This window comes from Marinibaculum pumilum, from assembly GCF_042646425.1.
Lineage (GTDB): Bacteria > Pseudomonadota > Alphaproteobacteria > Ferrovibrionales > Ferrovibrionaceae > Marinibaculum > Marinibaculum pumilum.
Genome location: NZ_JBHRTR010000015.1, coordinates 21,095 through 32,985, shown reverse-complemented (window position 1 = coordinate 32,985; position 11,891 = coordinate 21,095). Strand labels below are relative to the sequence as shown.

Sequence of the window (11,891 nt, the reverse complement as noted above, 5' to 3'; positions counted from 1 at the left end):
GCGATGCCCGATCCGATCAGCTGGTCCTTCGTCTGGCACATCTATCTTGCCGCCCTGGCCGGCGGCTACCTGCTGGGCTCGGTGCCGTTCGGCATCATCCTGACCCGCCTGTTCCGTGCCGGCGATCTGCGCAAGATCGGCTCCGGCAATATCGGCGCCACCAACGTGCTGCGCACCGGGCGCAAGGACCTGGCCGCCGCCACCCTGGTGCTTGACGCCGGCAAGGGCCTGGCGGCGGTGCTGATCGCGAAGGCCTATGGCCCCGACCCCACCGTCTTCGCCGCCCTGGGCGCCCTGCTGGGCCATTGCTTCCCGGTCTGGCTGAAGTTCCGCGGCGGCAAGGGGGTGGCGACCTATTTCGGCATCCTCTTCGGCCTGGCCTGGCCGGCGGGGCTGGCCGCCGGCGCCACCTGGATCGCGGTCGCGGCGCTGTCGCGCTATTCCTCCCTGGCCGCCCTGGTTGCGGCCTTGCTTGCTCCGGTCTACCTGTGGTTATGGTCGTCGCAGCAATTCGCGGAACTGGGAGTGGTGATCGGCGTGATCGTCTATCTGCGCCATGCCGGCAATATCCGCCGCCTGCTGTCGGGCGCCGAGTCGAAGATCGGCGGCGGCAAAAAGGCGGACGATTCCAGGTGAGCCGGGCCCTGCCCCGCGCGCGGAACGATGCCGCACGGGCAGGCGCCGGCACAGCAGGACAGCTTGTCGACTGGCTGCGGCTGGCGTTGACGCCCGATGTCGGCCCGCTGACCTTCCGCCGGCTGCTGCATCGCTACGGCAGCGCAGCGGCGGCGCTCGCCGCCTATCCGGAATGGCGCGGCCGGGGCGGCACCGGCGGCGTTCCCCTGCCCACCCCCGGCCAGGCGGCGGACGCGATCGCCCGGGCGGAGGGTGCGGGGATCCGCCTCCTTCCCGGTTGCGACCCGGCCTATCCGCCCCTCCTGCGGCAGATCGCCGACCCGCCGCCGATCCTCTACCTGGCCGGCGTACCGAACCGCCTGGCGGACCCCGCAATCGCCCTGGTGGGCGCGCGCAACGCCTCCGCCCTGGGCCGGCGGATGGCTGCCGGCCTTGCCCGCGACCTGGGCGATGCCGGCTGGACCATCGTCTCCGGCCTGGCGCGTGGCATCGACACCGCCGCGCACGAGGCCGCCCTGGGGACCGGCACCGTCGCGGTGCTGGCCGGCGGGGTCGACATCCCCTATCCGCGCGAGAATGCTGCCCTCTACGACCGCATCCGGGCGGCGGGCGGCCTGCTGCTGAGCGAGATGCCACCGGGCACGCAGCCGCAGGCACGACACTTTCCGCGCCGCAACCGGCTGATCTCCGGCCTCAGCCAGGGCGTGGTGGTGGTCGAGGCGGCGCTGCGCTCCGGCTCGCTGATCACCGCGCGCATGGCACTGGAGCAGAACCGCGACCTGTTCGCGGTGCCCGGCTCGCCGCTGGACCCGCGGGCGCGCGGCTGCAACGCCCTGCTGAAGCAGGGCGCGGCCCTGGTGGAAGACGCGGGCGATGTGCTCACCGGCCTGCCGGACCGCGCCGCCCTGCTCGCCCGGCTGCCGCCTGCCCTGCCGCCCGAGCTGCCGGAACGCCGTCTCGCAGCGGCGGCGCCTGCGCCCGTGCAGAAACCGGCCGGAACGGACAGCAGGATCCCACCGCCAGCCCCCCTGGCGGAGGGCGACCTTGCGGGACGCCTGGCCGGCCTTCTGGGGCCGCAGCCCGTCCATATCGACCTGCTGGTGCGCGAACTGGGCATCGACAGCGGCCGGCTGGCCAGCCTGCTGCTGGATCTGGAAATGTCCGGCCGGCTGCGGCGGCATCCGGGAAACCAGGTATCGCTGTCGTGACCGGCAGGCAGACCGCCTGCTGCAAACACCTGCGCAGCCGCGTCGGATGGGGTGCGCCGGAAACCCGCCCGGCCGGCCGTTTGACAGCCGGAGGCGAATTCACCATGGTCTGCGGCCCGCAGGCACACCGGACCCCCGACACCCGAATCGTACCGTGGTGAATGCATCCCCGGCGGACCGCTGCCGAACGGTCGCTGTCGCGCCGGGCCGGCCGTGGCGGCCGCAGCCGGCGGCCGCAAGCCGGTCGGGACCGCCCCCGGGATCCGGCGCGGAATTCGTCAACGAGGCGTTGCATGACACGTGACGTGGTCATCGTCGAAAGCCCCGCAAAGGCCAAGACCATCGAGAAGTATCTGGGCCCGGATTTCCGGGTCCTGGCCTCCTACGGCCATGTGCGCGACCTCCCGGCCAAGGACGGCTCCGTCCGGCCGGAGGAGGATTTCGCCATGGACTACGAGGTCGATGCGAAATCCGCCAAGCGGATCAAGGAAATCGCCGATGCGGTGAAGGGCGCGCGTACGCTCTATCTCGCCACCGACCCGGATCGCGAGGGCGAGGCGATCTCCTGGCACGTGATGAAGGCGCTGGAGAACAGGCGGGTGCTGAAGGACCTGCCGGTGCGCCGGGTGGCCTTTTCCGAAATCACCAAGAACGCCGTCCTGAACGCGATCGCCCATCCCCGCGACCTGGACATGAACCTGGTCAACGCCCAGCAGGCGCGCCGGGCGCTGGACTATCTGGTGGGCTTCACCCTGTCCCCCGTGCTGTGGCGGAAGCTGCCCGGCGCCCGCTCCGCCGGGCGGGTGCAGTCAGTGGCGCTGCGCCTGATCTGCGAGCGGGAAATGGAGATCGAGGCCTTCACGGCCCAGGAATACTGGACCGTCGACGGCCGCTTCGCGACGCCGGAGGGCGAGAGGCTGACGGCGCGCCTGGTACAGCTGGACGGCGCCAAACTCGACAAGTTCGACATCGCCGACGAGGCGGCCGCCCAGGCCGCGCTGGCGAAGCTGCGCGGCCAGACCTACAGCCTGTCCGACGTCACCAAGAAGCCGGCGCGCCGCAACCCGGCCGCGCCCTTCACCACCTCCACCCTGCAGCAGGAAGCCTCCCGCAAGCTGGGCTTCAGCGCCGACCGCACGATGCGGCTGGCGCAGCGGCTGTACGAGGGCATCGACCTGGGCGGCGAGACCGTCGGCCTGATCACCTACATGCGGACCGACGGCGTCTCGATGGCGAACGAGGCGCTGGCGCAGGCCCGGCACGTGATCGGCCGCGACTTCGGCCAGCGCTACCTGCCCGACAGCCCGCGCATCTACAAGGCGAAGCAGAAGAATGCGCAGGAGGCGCACGAGGCGATCCGCCCCACCGACTTCGGCCGCCACCCGGACAAGATGGGCCGCTACCTGGATGCCGACCAGCTGAAGCTCTACGCCCTGATCTGGCGCCGGGCGATGGCCAGCCAGATGGCGGCGGCGGAGCTGGAGCGCACCACCGCGAACATCGAGGATGCCGCCCGCGCCCATGTCTTCCGCGCTACCGGCAGCATCGTCACCTTCCCCGGCTTCCTGAAGCTGTACGAGGAGGGCCGCGACGATACCGCCGACGATTCCGACGATGCGCGCCTGCCGCCGCTGGAGGCCGGCTGGCCGATGAAGGAGGAGGAGATCGGCGCCGACCAGCATTTCACCGAACCGCCGCCCCGCTTCTCGGAGGCGAGCCTGGTGAAGCGGCTTGAGGAACTGGGGATCGGCCGGCCCTCGACCTATGCGGCAATCCTGCAGGTGCTGCGGGAGCGCAACTATGTGCGCATGGACCGCAACCGCTTCCTGCCGGAGGACAAGGGCCGCATCGTGGTGGCCTTCCTGACCAGCTTCTTCGAGCGCTATTTCGCCTACGACTTCACCGCCGCGCTGGAGGAGAAGCTGGACGATGTGTCCGGCGACCGGGTCGACTGGAAGGCGGTGCTGCGGGAGTTCTGGCGCGATTTCAGCCTGCACGAGGCGGCGCCGCCGGAAGGCAAGGCCGCGGGCGAGCTGCAGTCGGTGCAGGGCGCGGTCGGCCATATCGACAACCTGCTGGGCAAGCGCGGCGAGATCATCGAGACGATCGACCGGGTGCTGGGCCCGCATTTCTTCAAGGACCGTGGCGACGGGAAGGATCCTCGGGCCTGCCCCGCCTGCGCCGAGGGCCGGCTGGGGATCAAGGTCGGCAAGATGGGCGCCTTCATCGGCTGCACCAACTATCCGGACTGCCGCTACACCCGGCCGCTGTCGGTCGCCGGCGAGGAGGGCGAGGCGGTCGCCGACGGCCCGAAGCTGCTGGGCGAGGATCCGGTCACCGGCCTGCCCGTCACCCTGCGGCGCGGCCCGTTCGGCATGTACGTCCAGCTGGGCGAGGCGGAGAACGGCGAGAAGCCGAAGCGCGCCTCCCTGCCGAAGGGGCGCGACCCGGACAGCCTGACCCTGGAACAGGCGCTGTCGCTTCTGGCCCTGCCGCGCGACGTCTGCCTGTACGAGGGCGAGATGATCCAGGCCGGGATCGGGCGGTTCGGCCCCTATGTGAAGCACGGCAAGACCTTCGCCAGCCTGGGCAAGGACGACGACGTGCTGACCATCGGCGACAACCGGGCGATCACCCTGATCGAGGAGAAGCGCAAGCGCGGCGCGGCCCGGGCCGGCGGCGAGCCGCTGAAGGTGCTGGGCGAGCATCCCGACGGCGGCGGCGAGATCGCGGTGATGGCCGGCCGCTACGGCCCCTACGTCAAGCATGGGAAGGTCAACGCCACCCTGCCGAAGGACAGCGCGCCCGAGACCCTGACGATGGAGCAGGCGATCGAGCTGATCGCAGCGAAGGCTGCCAAAGGCGGGGCTGGGAAGAAGGGCGGCACGGCCAAGAAGAAGGCCGCGCCGAAGAAGACCGCCGCAAGGAAGACGACAGCCAAGAAGACGACGGCCAAGGCAGCGGCGGCCGATGCAAAGCGGCCGGCCCGCAAGACCGCAGCGGCCGGGGCCTCCGACAGCGACGGCTCGGCCGGATAATGCAGGGCCGCCATGGCTGACCGCAGCCGCGACGGCGGCGTACCGAGCCGGCAGCAGATCCTGGACTTCGTCGCCGGCGCACAGTCGCGGGTCGGCAAGCGGGAGATCGCGCGCCATTTCAAGGTGAAGGGCGACGACCGGGCGGCGCTGAAGGAGTTGCTGCGGGAGATGGAGGCCGAGGGCGCGATCGGCCGCGGCCATCGCCGGCAGATCCACGCCGCGGAGCGGCTGCCCGCTGTCACCCCGCTTCAGGTGGCCCGCATCGACGCGCAGGGCGACCTGGTGGCGGAGCCGCTGCGCTGGGACAGCGAAGGCCCCGCCCCCGGCGTGGTGCTGGAAGCGGAGGCACGGCCGCGCGGACGCGGCGGCCGGCGACCGCAGCGGGCGCAGGACAGGCTGTCGGTCGGCGACCGGGTGCTGGCGCGGGTCGAGTTCGATCCCGAGGACGGCTATCGCGGACGGGTGATCGAGGTGATCGGGCGCGGTCCCTCCCGCATCGTCGCGGTGTTCCGCAACGGCCCGAACGGCCCCCAGGTCACCGCCATGGACCGCAAGAACCGCCGCGACTATCCGGTTGCCGGCGACCTGCCCGAAGGCCTGGCCGATGGCGACGTGGTGGTTGCCGACGCGGCCCCGCGGCCGGTGCGCGGCCGGCCGTCGGTCAGCATCGCGGAACGGGTCGGCCAGATGCACGACCCGAAGGCCTTTTCCCTGGTCGCCATCGCCCGGCACGAGATCCCGACGGAATTCCCGCAGGCGGCGATCGCCGAGGCGGAGAAGGCGCGCACCCCGCCGCTCGGCCAGCGCGAGGACCTGCGCGGCCTGCCGCTGGTCACCATCGACCCGGAGGATGCCCGCGACCATGACGATGCGGTCTGGGCGCAGCCGCTGGACGGCAAGGGCGAGCCGCTGGCGGCGGATGCGAAGGATGCGCCGGCCGGCTGGCACCTGATCGCCGCGATCGCCGACGTGGCGCAGTTCGTGCGGCCGGGCTCCGCCCTGGATGCGGAGGCACGCAACCGCGGCAATTCCGTTTATTTCCCCGACCGGGTGGTGCCGATGCTGCCGGAGCGGCTGAGCGCCGGCCTCTGCTCCCTGGTGCCGGGCAAGGTGCGGGCCTGCCTGGCGGTGCATCTGTGGATCGACACCGCCGGCCGCCTGCAGCGCCACAGGATCACCCGCGCCCTGATGAAATCCGCCGCCTCCCTCACCTACGCCCAGGCGCAGGCGGCGGAGGACGGGACCGGCGACCCGGCCCTGCAGCCGCTGCACGACGCGGCGCTGCGCCACCTCTTTGACGCCTATCGCGCCCTGCGCCAGGCACGGGAGGATCGCGGCGCCCTGGATATCGAACTGCCGGAGCGGCAGGTGATCATCGGCCCGGACGGCCATCTGCAGGCGGTGCAGCCGCGCGCCCGCTTCGACGCGCACCGGATGATCGAGGAGTTCATGATCCTCGCCAACGTCGCGGCGGCGCGATCGCTGGCGGCGCATGGCCCGGTCGGCGTCTACCGGGCGCACGAAGAACCCGATCCGATGAAGATCGAGGGCCTGCGCGAGGCCCTGCAGGGGCTGGGCCTGAACCTGGCGCGCGGCCAGGCGATCCGGCCGAAGGTGCTGAACCGGGTGCTGGAGCAGGCGAAGGGCCACCCGTCCGAGCGGCTGGTGAACGAACTGATCCTGCGGTCCCAGACCCAGGCCTATTACGCGATCGAGAATCCGGGCCATTTCGGCCTGGCACTGCCGCAGTACAGCCACTTCACCTCGCCGATCCGGCGCTATGCCGACCTGATGGCGCACCGGCTGCTGATCGGCGGGCTGGGGCTGGGCCGCGGTGGCTATCCGAAGGTCGACGCGGAGGGAATGGCGCAGGCCTGCGCCCATATCTCGATGACCGAGCGCCGCGCCATGCTGGCGGAGCGCGAGGCGATGGACCGCTTCGCCACCGCCTTCGTCGCCCGCCAGGTCGGCCGCGAGGTGTCGGGGCGGATCTCCGGCGTCACCCGCGCCGGCCTGTTCGTCCAGCTGGACGAGAGCGGCGCCGACGGCCTGGTGCCGATGTCGGGCATCGGTCGCGAATATTTCCGCTTCGACGAGGTGCGCCACCAGGTGGTGGGCAGCGATACCGGCACCGTCCACACCCTGGGCGACCCGGTGATCGTGGAGATCCGGGGCGTCGACCAGGTCACCAACAGCGTCGAACTGCGCCTGGTGCAGAACCGCGCCGGCGGCGCCGGCAGGCCCGCCCGGCCGGGCAAGGGCGACGACAGGAAGGCCCCGGGTCTGAAATCGAAGGCCCCGAAATCCAAGCTGAAGGCCGCGAAGGCGGCTCGCAAGGCCGCCCGCAAGGCCGGCACGAAAGCCGCCAAGGGGTCGAAGCCGAAGCGCGCCGGCGGCAAGGGCGGCAGGCCCGGGGGCCGCTGACGGAGGCGCTGACGGCGCCGCCGGCGCGGCTTTTCATCGACCCGCGGCAGGTCTACAACCCCCCGATCCGACGCCAGACCCGTATCCCCTGGCAGGGCGAGCAGGAATGATCAGAGTCTATCAGCGCACCAACCAGGTCCTGGAGCCGCTCCCCTTCCCCGAGGACGGCGTGCTGCCGCCGCGCACCGTCTGGATCGACATGCTGGAGCCCAGCCCGGAAGAGGAACGCCGGGTGGAGCATGCGCTGGAGATCGACGCCCCTACCCGCGAGGAAATGCAGGAGATCGAACTGTCCAACCGGCTCTACCGGGAAGGCGCGGCGATCTATCTGACGGCCAATGTCATCAACGCCTCCGACACCGACGATGCGGAGACGACGGCCGTCACCTTCATCCGCACCAGCAAGGCCCTGGTCACCCTGCGCTACGCCGACCCGCTGTCCTTCCGCTCCTTCTCGATCCGGGCGATGCGCCAGCCGGGGCTCTGCGCCGGGGTCGACATGACCATGGTGTCGATCATCGAGGCGGTGGTGAACCGCTCCGCCGACGTGCTGGAACGGGTCGGCCTGCGGCTGGACGAACTGTCCAAGCGGGTGTTCATCGCCCGCACCAAGGTGCAGGCGGGCAAGCGCCGCAAGAAGGAAGAGGACGAGGATGTCGACCTGGAGGATGCGCTGAAGACCCTGGGCCGCCTCACCGACCAGACCGCGCTGGTGCGCGAATGCCTGATGTCCTTCGGCCGCCTGCTGACCTACTACAACCAGGTCCTGATGGAGGAAAAAGCCAACAAGGACCTGCGTCTGCGGTCGAAGTCGCTGCACCGCGACGTCGTGTCGCTGACCGAACATGCTGACTCTCTGGCCCACAAGTCCAATTTCCTGCTTGATGCGACCTTGGGGCTGATCAACATCCAGCAGACCAACATCATCAAGATCTTCTCGGTTGCGGCGACGGTGTTCCTGCCGCCGACCCTGATCGCGTCGATCTACGGCATGAACTATCAGTTCATGCCGGAGCTGGACTGGGCCTATGGCTATCCCTTCTCGCTGGGGCTGATGGTGCTCTCCGCCATCATCCCGTTCTGGTATTTCAAGCATCGCGGATGGTTGTGACGATGGACGCTTCCGGTACGACACGGACCTTCGGCAGCGACGAGCCGGCGCCCCGGGCGCTGCTGCCGGCCCTGCTGCGCGGCGCGCGCGGGCGCTGCCCGGAATGCGGCCAGGGCCGGCTGTTCCGCGGCTATCTTACGGTGGCGGACGAATGCGGCCATTGCGGGCTGGACCTGCGCGACCATCGTGCCGACGACGCGCCGCCCTACGTCACGATCGTGATCGTCGGCCATATCATCGTGCCGCTGCTGCTGTGGGTGGAGCAGGACTGGGCGCCGGCGATGTGGCTGCAGTTCGCCTTCTGGCTGCCGCTGACCCTGGCGCTGACCCTGGCCCTGCTGCGCCCGGTGAAAGGCGCGCTGATCGGCTTCCTCTGGTCGCGCCGGATGCACGGATTCGCCCATGACGGCCGCGCCGATCCCGCAGCGCCGCAGCAGCTCGACATCTGGGATCCGGCGCCGCGCTGACGGATAGAGTGGTCCGACATACTGGAGTTATTGCCAACGGCGATTGGAGGCCCCACATGTAGTGTGCCGTTGCTTCGGGGACCGACATGCTTGAACGACGAAGCTTCTATTTTTCGAACCTAGTGGTCAGTTCTGCATTTATCGCTGCCGTCGCGCACAATTCGATAGTTGATAGCTTAGATACGAAAATTTTTGCAACAAACCTCGGCAATAAGTTTGGCGCTGAGATTGAAATTTCAGTCAAAAAGACTCCATCCGAACCATTAATTCCCCAACGACTACCTGTCTTCTCTCCACTGCATGATAATTTTGGATCAGTTAAGCCATCAAAAATTTCTCACCTCTACGAAAGACTTGGTGCCTTGGGAATAACAAATACCGTTACCGACGAGGTGCATTTCGCCTACCACCGTCTCTCGTTCGGTGAAGACAGCCACTATCCAGGTGACAATGAAACGGGGGCGTTCACAGAGCCTGAAGGCCCGCGCCGCTCTTAGGTCGTTCATTGACGCGTGCGATCTCACTGCTGGACATCTCCCGCGCCCGGCGGCAGTGTCGCTGCCATGTTCAGAGAGCTTCCCCATATGGGCCGCCCGGTTGCCGAAGGACCGGGCTACGATCCCGAACAGGACGGTTTCCCGACCGTCCGGCCGAAGGACGCGGCCACCCTGATCATCTACCGGCACGGCGAAGACGGGCTGGAGGTGCTGCTGGGGGAACGCTCCGCCAAGCACGCCTTCATGCCCAACCGCTACGTCTTTCCGGGCGGACGGGTCGACCGCGAGGACTGGCGGGTGCCGGTGGCATCCGACCTGCACCCCGATGTCGCCGCCCGGCTGGAGCGGGCTGCAACGCCGGCCCGTGCCCGGGCCCTGGCCCTGGCCGCGATCCGCGAGACCTTCGAGGAGACGGGCCTGATCATCGGCCGCCGGCTGGACACGCTGCCGACGGCGAAACTGGCGAAGCCCAAGTTGCCGAAAGACTGGCAGCCGTTCTTCGACGCCGGCTATGCGCCCGCCATGGACCGCATCGGCTATCTGTGCCGCGCGGTGACGCCGCCCGGCCGGCCGCGCCGATTCAACGCCCGCTTCCTGGCGCTGGCGGCGGAACATGCCGCGGGCGAGCTGAAGGAATCGAGCGAGCTGGGTTCCCTGCGGTGGATGCCGGTCGCCCGCGCCCATGAGTTGAAGATCCCCCGGATCACGGAGATCGTCCTGAACGCCATGCACGAGACCCCGCCGGAGCGGATGCCGTCCGGCCGCGACGCCAAGGTGCCGCTGTTCAAGACGGTGCGCGGCTGCCACTGGTTCGGCTGGGAATGAGCGCGCGCGGCGAACCGAAGGCGCCCCGGAAGGGGCGGCCGCTGTGGGAACGTCCCGAGGGCGGCGTGCCGAAGCCGGCGCGGCCGCGCGACGCGGCCAGCCTGATCCTGCTGCGCCAGCATCGCGGCGAATGGCAGGTACTGATGGGTCGCCGTGCCCGCGGCCACCGTTTCGTGCCCGACTATTACGTCTTTCCCGGCGGCCGGGTGGATCGCGCCGATGCCGCGCGTCCGATGCTCAATCCGCTGCGCCCCGACGTGGCCAGCGCGGTCGGCCGCCACACCCGGGGTCCGAAGCGGGCCTCCGCCCTGGCGGTCGCCGCCGCGCGCGAGACGATGGAAGAGACGGGCCTGGTCCTGGGCCAGGGCGACGGCGATGCCTACCGTCCCGACCTCGATCCCCTCACCTATTACTACCGGGCGATCACCCCGCCGGAGAGCCCGATCCGCTTCCACGCCCGCTTCTTCCTGGCGCCGGCCGATGCGGCAACCGGCAAGCTGGGCGGCTCCGGCGAGCTGGAGGACCTGGACTGGATTGCGGTGGAAGAGGCGCTGCGCCGGCCGCTGGTCGACGTCACCGAGTTCATGCTGCACCGCCTGGCACACCAGCTGGCCGACGATCCGGCTGCGGTATGGCACCAGCAGGAGAGGGTGCCGCTGTTCGGCTATGTCCGCGGCGCGCCCCTCATCCGCGAGGACAGGTGACCGCCACGCAGGGCCGGTGACCCGGCCCGAACCGAACCAGTTGACAGACGGCGCGCCGTCACTATCTTGCGCGCTCCGTCATTCCCCGCCCGCGCCGCCCGGACTCCGGGCCAGGCGATGTGCGCATCCGTTCCGGAGCACCTGCGATGGCCAAGCCGACGACCCTGAAGATCAAGCTCGTGAGCACCGAGGGCACGGGCAGCTACTACGTCACCAAGAAGAACCCGCGCACGCAGACCGAGAAGCTGAAGATGCGCAAGTACGACCCCAAGCTGCGCCGGCACGTCGAGTTCCGCGAAGACAAGATCAAGTAGGACGGCTGATCGGCCTTCCGCCGCAGGGGAACTGCGGCCACGGGCGGCTTGCCGCCCGTACATCTGTACTTGGCCCGGACAGTTCTTGCCTGGACTGTGCCACTGCCAAGTCGTCATCCTCGCCCTTGAGGCGAGGATCCATTCCGCGTGCCGTGCGGTGCCTCGACGTTGGCGGAATGGGTTCCAGGGTCAAGCCCTGGAACGACGGGAAGCGGCGTTTGCCGACCACCCGTCCTGAACCTTGAAACTGCCCCCTATTCCAGGAAGCTGCGAACGGTGGCGATGAAGTTGCTGACCGAGATCGGCTTGGCGATATAAGCCTCGCAGCCGCCCTCGCGCATCTTCTCCTCGTCCCCCTTCATGGCGAAGGCCGTCACGGCGATCACCGGGATTTTCCGCAGGTCGTCGTCTTCCTTCAGCCACTTGGTGACCTCCAGCCCGGAAACCTCCGGCAGCTGGATGTCCATCAGGATCAGGTCCGGGCGATGTTCCCGGGCAAGGTCCAGCGCCTCCATGCCGTCCTTCGTCTGCAAGGTCGCGTAGCCCTGCGCGTCGAGGATGTCATGGAAGAGCTTCATGTTGAGCTCGTTGTCCTCGACGATCAGGATGGTCTTTGTCATCGCGTCCTGCCCTGAAATTATTGTGCCGCAGCCCGGATACGGCGGGC

General features: G+C 69.3%; 11 protein-coding genes. 10 read left to right on the top strand and 1 reads right to left on the bottom strand.

The features are described from left to right. Positions 1 to 3: 3 nt before the first annotated feature. From plsY to rpmG, 10 genes are all read left to right on the top strand, one after another. The gene (gene plsY / locus ACFOGJ_RS05040) at positions 4 to 636 is read left to right on the top strand and encodes a glycerol-3-phosphate 1-O-acyltransferase PlsY (RefSeq protein WP_379898625.1); all 633 of its coding nucleotides are present in this window, start codon (positions 4 to 6) and stop codon (positions 634 to 636) included. Continuing rightward, on the top strand, positions 633 to 1,844 hold the full coding sequence (gene dprA, locus ACFOGJ_RS05035; RefSeq protein WP_379898624.1) for a DNA-processing protein DprA: 1,212 nt from the start codon (positions 633 to 635) through the stop codon (positions 1,842 to 1,844). Before plsY ends, dprA begins: the two co-directional genes overlap by 4 nt. A 293-nt stretch (positions 1,845 to 2,137) precedes the next feature. Beyond that, the gene (topA, locus tag ACFOGJ_RS05030) at positions 2,138 to 4,882 is read left to right on the top strand and encodes a type I DNA topoisomerase (protein WP_379898622.1); all 2,745 of its coding nucleotides are present in this window, start codon (positions 2,138 to 2,140) and stop codon (positions 4,880 to 4,882) included. Between the two features lie 12 nt (positions 4,883 to 4,894). After that, a complete protein-coding gene (gene rnr / locus ACFOGJ_RS05025; protein WP_379898620.1) occupies positions 4,895 to 7,306 on the top strand; it encodes a ribonuclease R in 2,412 nt (803 codons plus the stop codon). 106 nt (positions 7,307 to 7,412) lie between these two features. Next, a complete protein-coding gene (locus ACFOGJ_RS05020) occupies positions 7,413 to 8,417 on the top strand; it encodes a magnesium transporter CorA family protein (protein WP_379898619.1) in 1,005 nt (334 codons plus the stop codon). A gap of 2 nt (positions 8,418 to 8,419) precedes the next feature. Next, entirely contained in the window at positions 8,420 to 8,884 is a 465-nt protein-coding gene (locus tag ACFOGJ_RS05015) for a DUF983 domain-containing protein (RefSeq protein WP_379898618.1), read from the top strand. An 86-nt stretch (positions 8,885 to 8,970) separates the two neighbouring features. Continuing rightward, positions 8,971 to 9,381 (top strand): hypothetical protein, encoded by a 411-nt coding sequence (locus ACFOGJ_RS05010; protein ID WP_379898617.1) that lies wholly within the window; start codon positions 8,971 to 8,973, stop codon positions 9,379 to 9,381. A 66-nt stretch (positions 9,382 to 9,447) separates the two neighbouring features. Continuing rightward, positions 9,448 to 10,206: an NUDIX hydrolase gene (locus ACFOGJ_RS05005; protein ID WP_379898616.1), complete on the top strand. Its 759-nt coding sequence runs from the start codon at positions 9,448 to 9,450 to the stop codon at positions 10,204 to 10,206. Continuing rightward, the gene (locus ACFOGJ_RS05000; protein WP_379898615.1) at positions 10,203 to 10,910 is read left to right on the top strand and encodes an NUDIX hydrolase; all 708 of its coding nucleotides are present in this window, start codon (positions 10,203 to 10,205) and stop codon (positions 10,908 to 10,910) included. The genes ACFOGJ_RS05005 and ACFOGJ_RS05000 overlap by 4 nt, the downstream gene beginning before the upstream one ends. Positions 10,911 to 11,056: 146 nt before the next feature. After that, positions 11,057 to 11,224, top strand: a complete 168-nt coding sequence (rpmG, locus tag ACFOGJ_RS04995) for a 50S ribosomal protein L33 (protein ID WP_379898614.1) — start codon at positions 11,057 to 11,059, stop codon at positions 11,222 to 11,224. Between the two features lie 254 nt (positions 11,225 to 11,478). Here rpmG and ACFOGJ_RS04990 read toward each other — a convergent pair whose 3' ends face one another. Then, entirely contained in the window at positions 11,479 to 11,844 is a 366-nt protein-coding gene (locus tag ACFOGJ_RS04990; RefSeq protein ID WP_379898613.1) for a response regulator, read from the bottom strand. Between the last annotated feature and the right edge of the window lie 47 nt (positions 11,845 to 11,891).

Coding starts and splice junctions, on each gene's coding strand:
- plsY (WP_379898625.1), top strand. CDS start 4: ATGCCCGATCCGATCAGCTGGTCCTTCGTCTGGCACATCTATCTTGCC.
- topA (WP_379898622.1), top strand. CDS start 2,138: ATGACACGTGACGTGGTCATCGTCGAAAGCCCCGCAAAGGCCAAGACC.
- rnr (WP_379898620.1), top strand. CDS start 4,895: ATGGCTGACCGCAGCCGCGACGGCGGCGTACCGAGCCGGCAGCAGATC.
- ACFOGJ_RS05020 (WP_379898619.1), top strand. CDS start 7,413: ATGATCAGAGTCTATCAGCGCACCAACCAGGTCCTGGAGCCGCTCCCC.
- ACFOGJ_RS05015 (WP_379898618.1), top strand. CDS start 8,420: ATGGACGCTTCCGGTACGACACGGACCTTCGGCAGCGACGAGCCGGCG.
- ACFOGJ_RS05010 (WP_379898617.1), top strand. CDS start 8,971: ATGCTTGAACGACGAAGCTTCTATTTTTCGAACCTAGTGGTCAGTTCT.
- ACFOGJ_RS05005 (WP_379898616.1), top strand. CDS start 9,448: ATGTTCAGAGAGCTTCCCCATATGGGCCGCCCGGTTGCCGAAGGACCG.
- ACFOGJ_RS05000 (WP_379898615.1), top strand. CDS start 10,203: ATGAGCGCGCGCGGCGAACCGAAGGCGCCCCGGAAGGGGCGGCCGCTG.
- rpmG (WP_379898614.1), top strand. CDS start 11,057: ATGGCCAAGCCGACGACCCTGAAGATCAAGCTCGTGAGCACCGAGGGC.
- ACFOGJ_RS04990 (WP_379898613.1), bottom strand. CDS start 11,844: ATGACAAAGACCATCCTGATCGTCGAGGACAACGAGCTCAACATGAAG.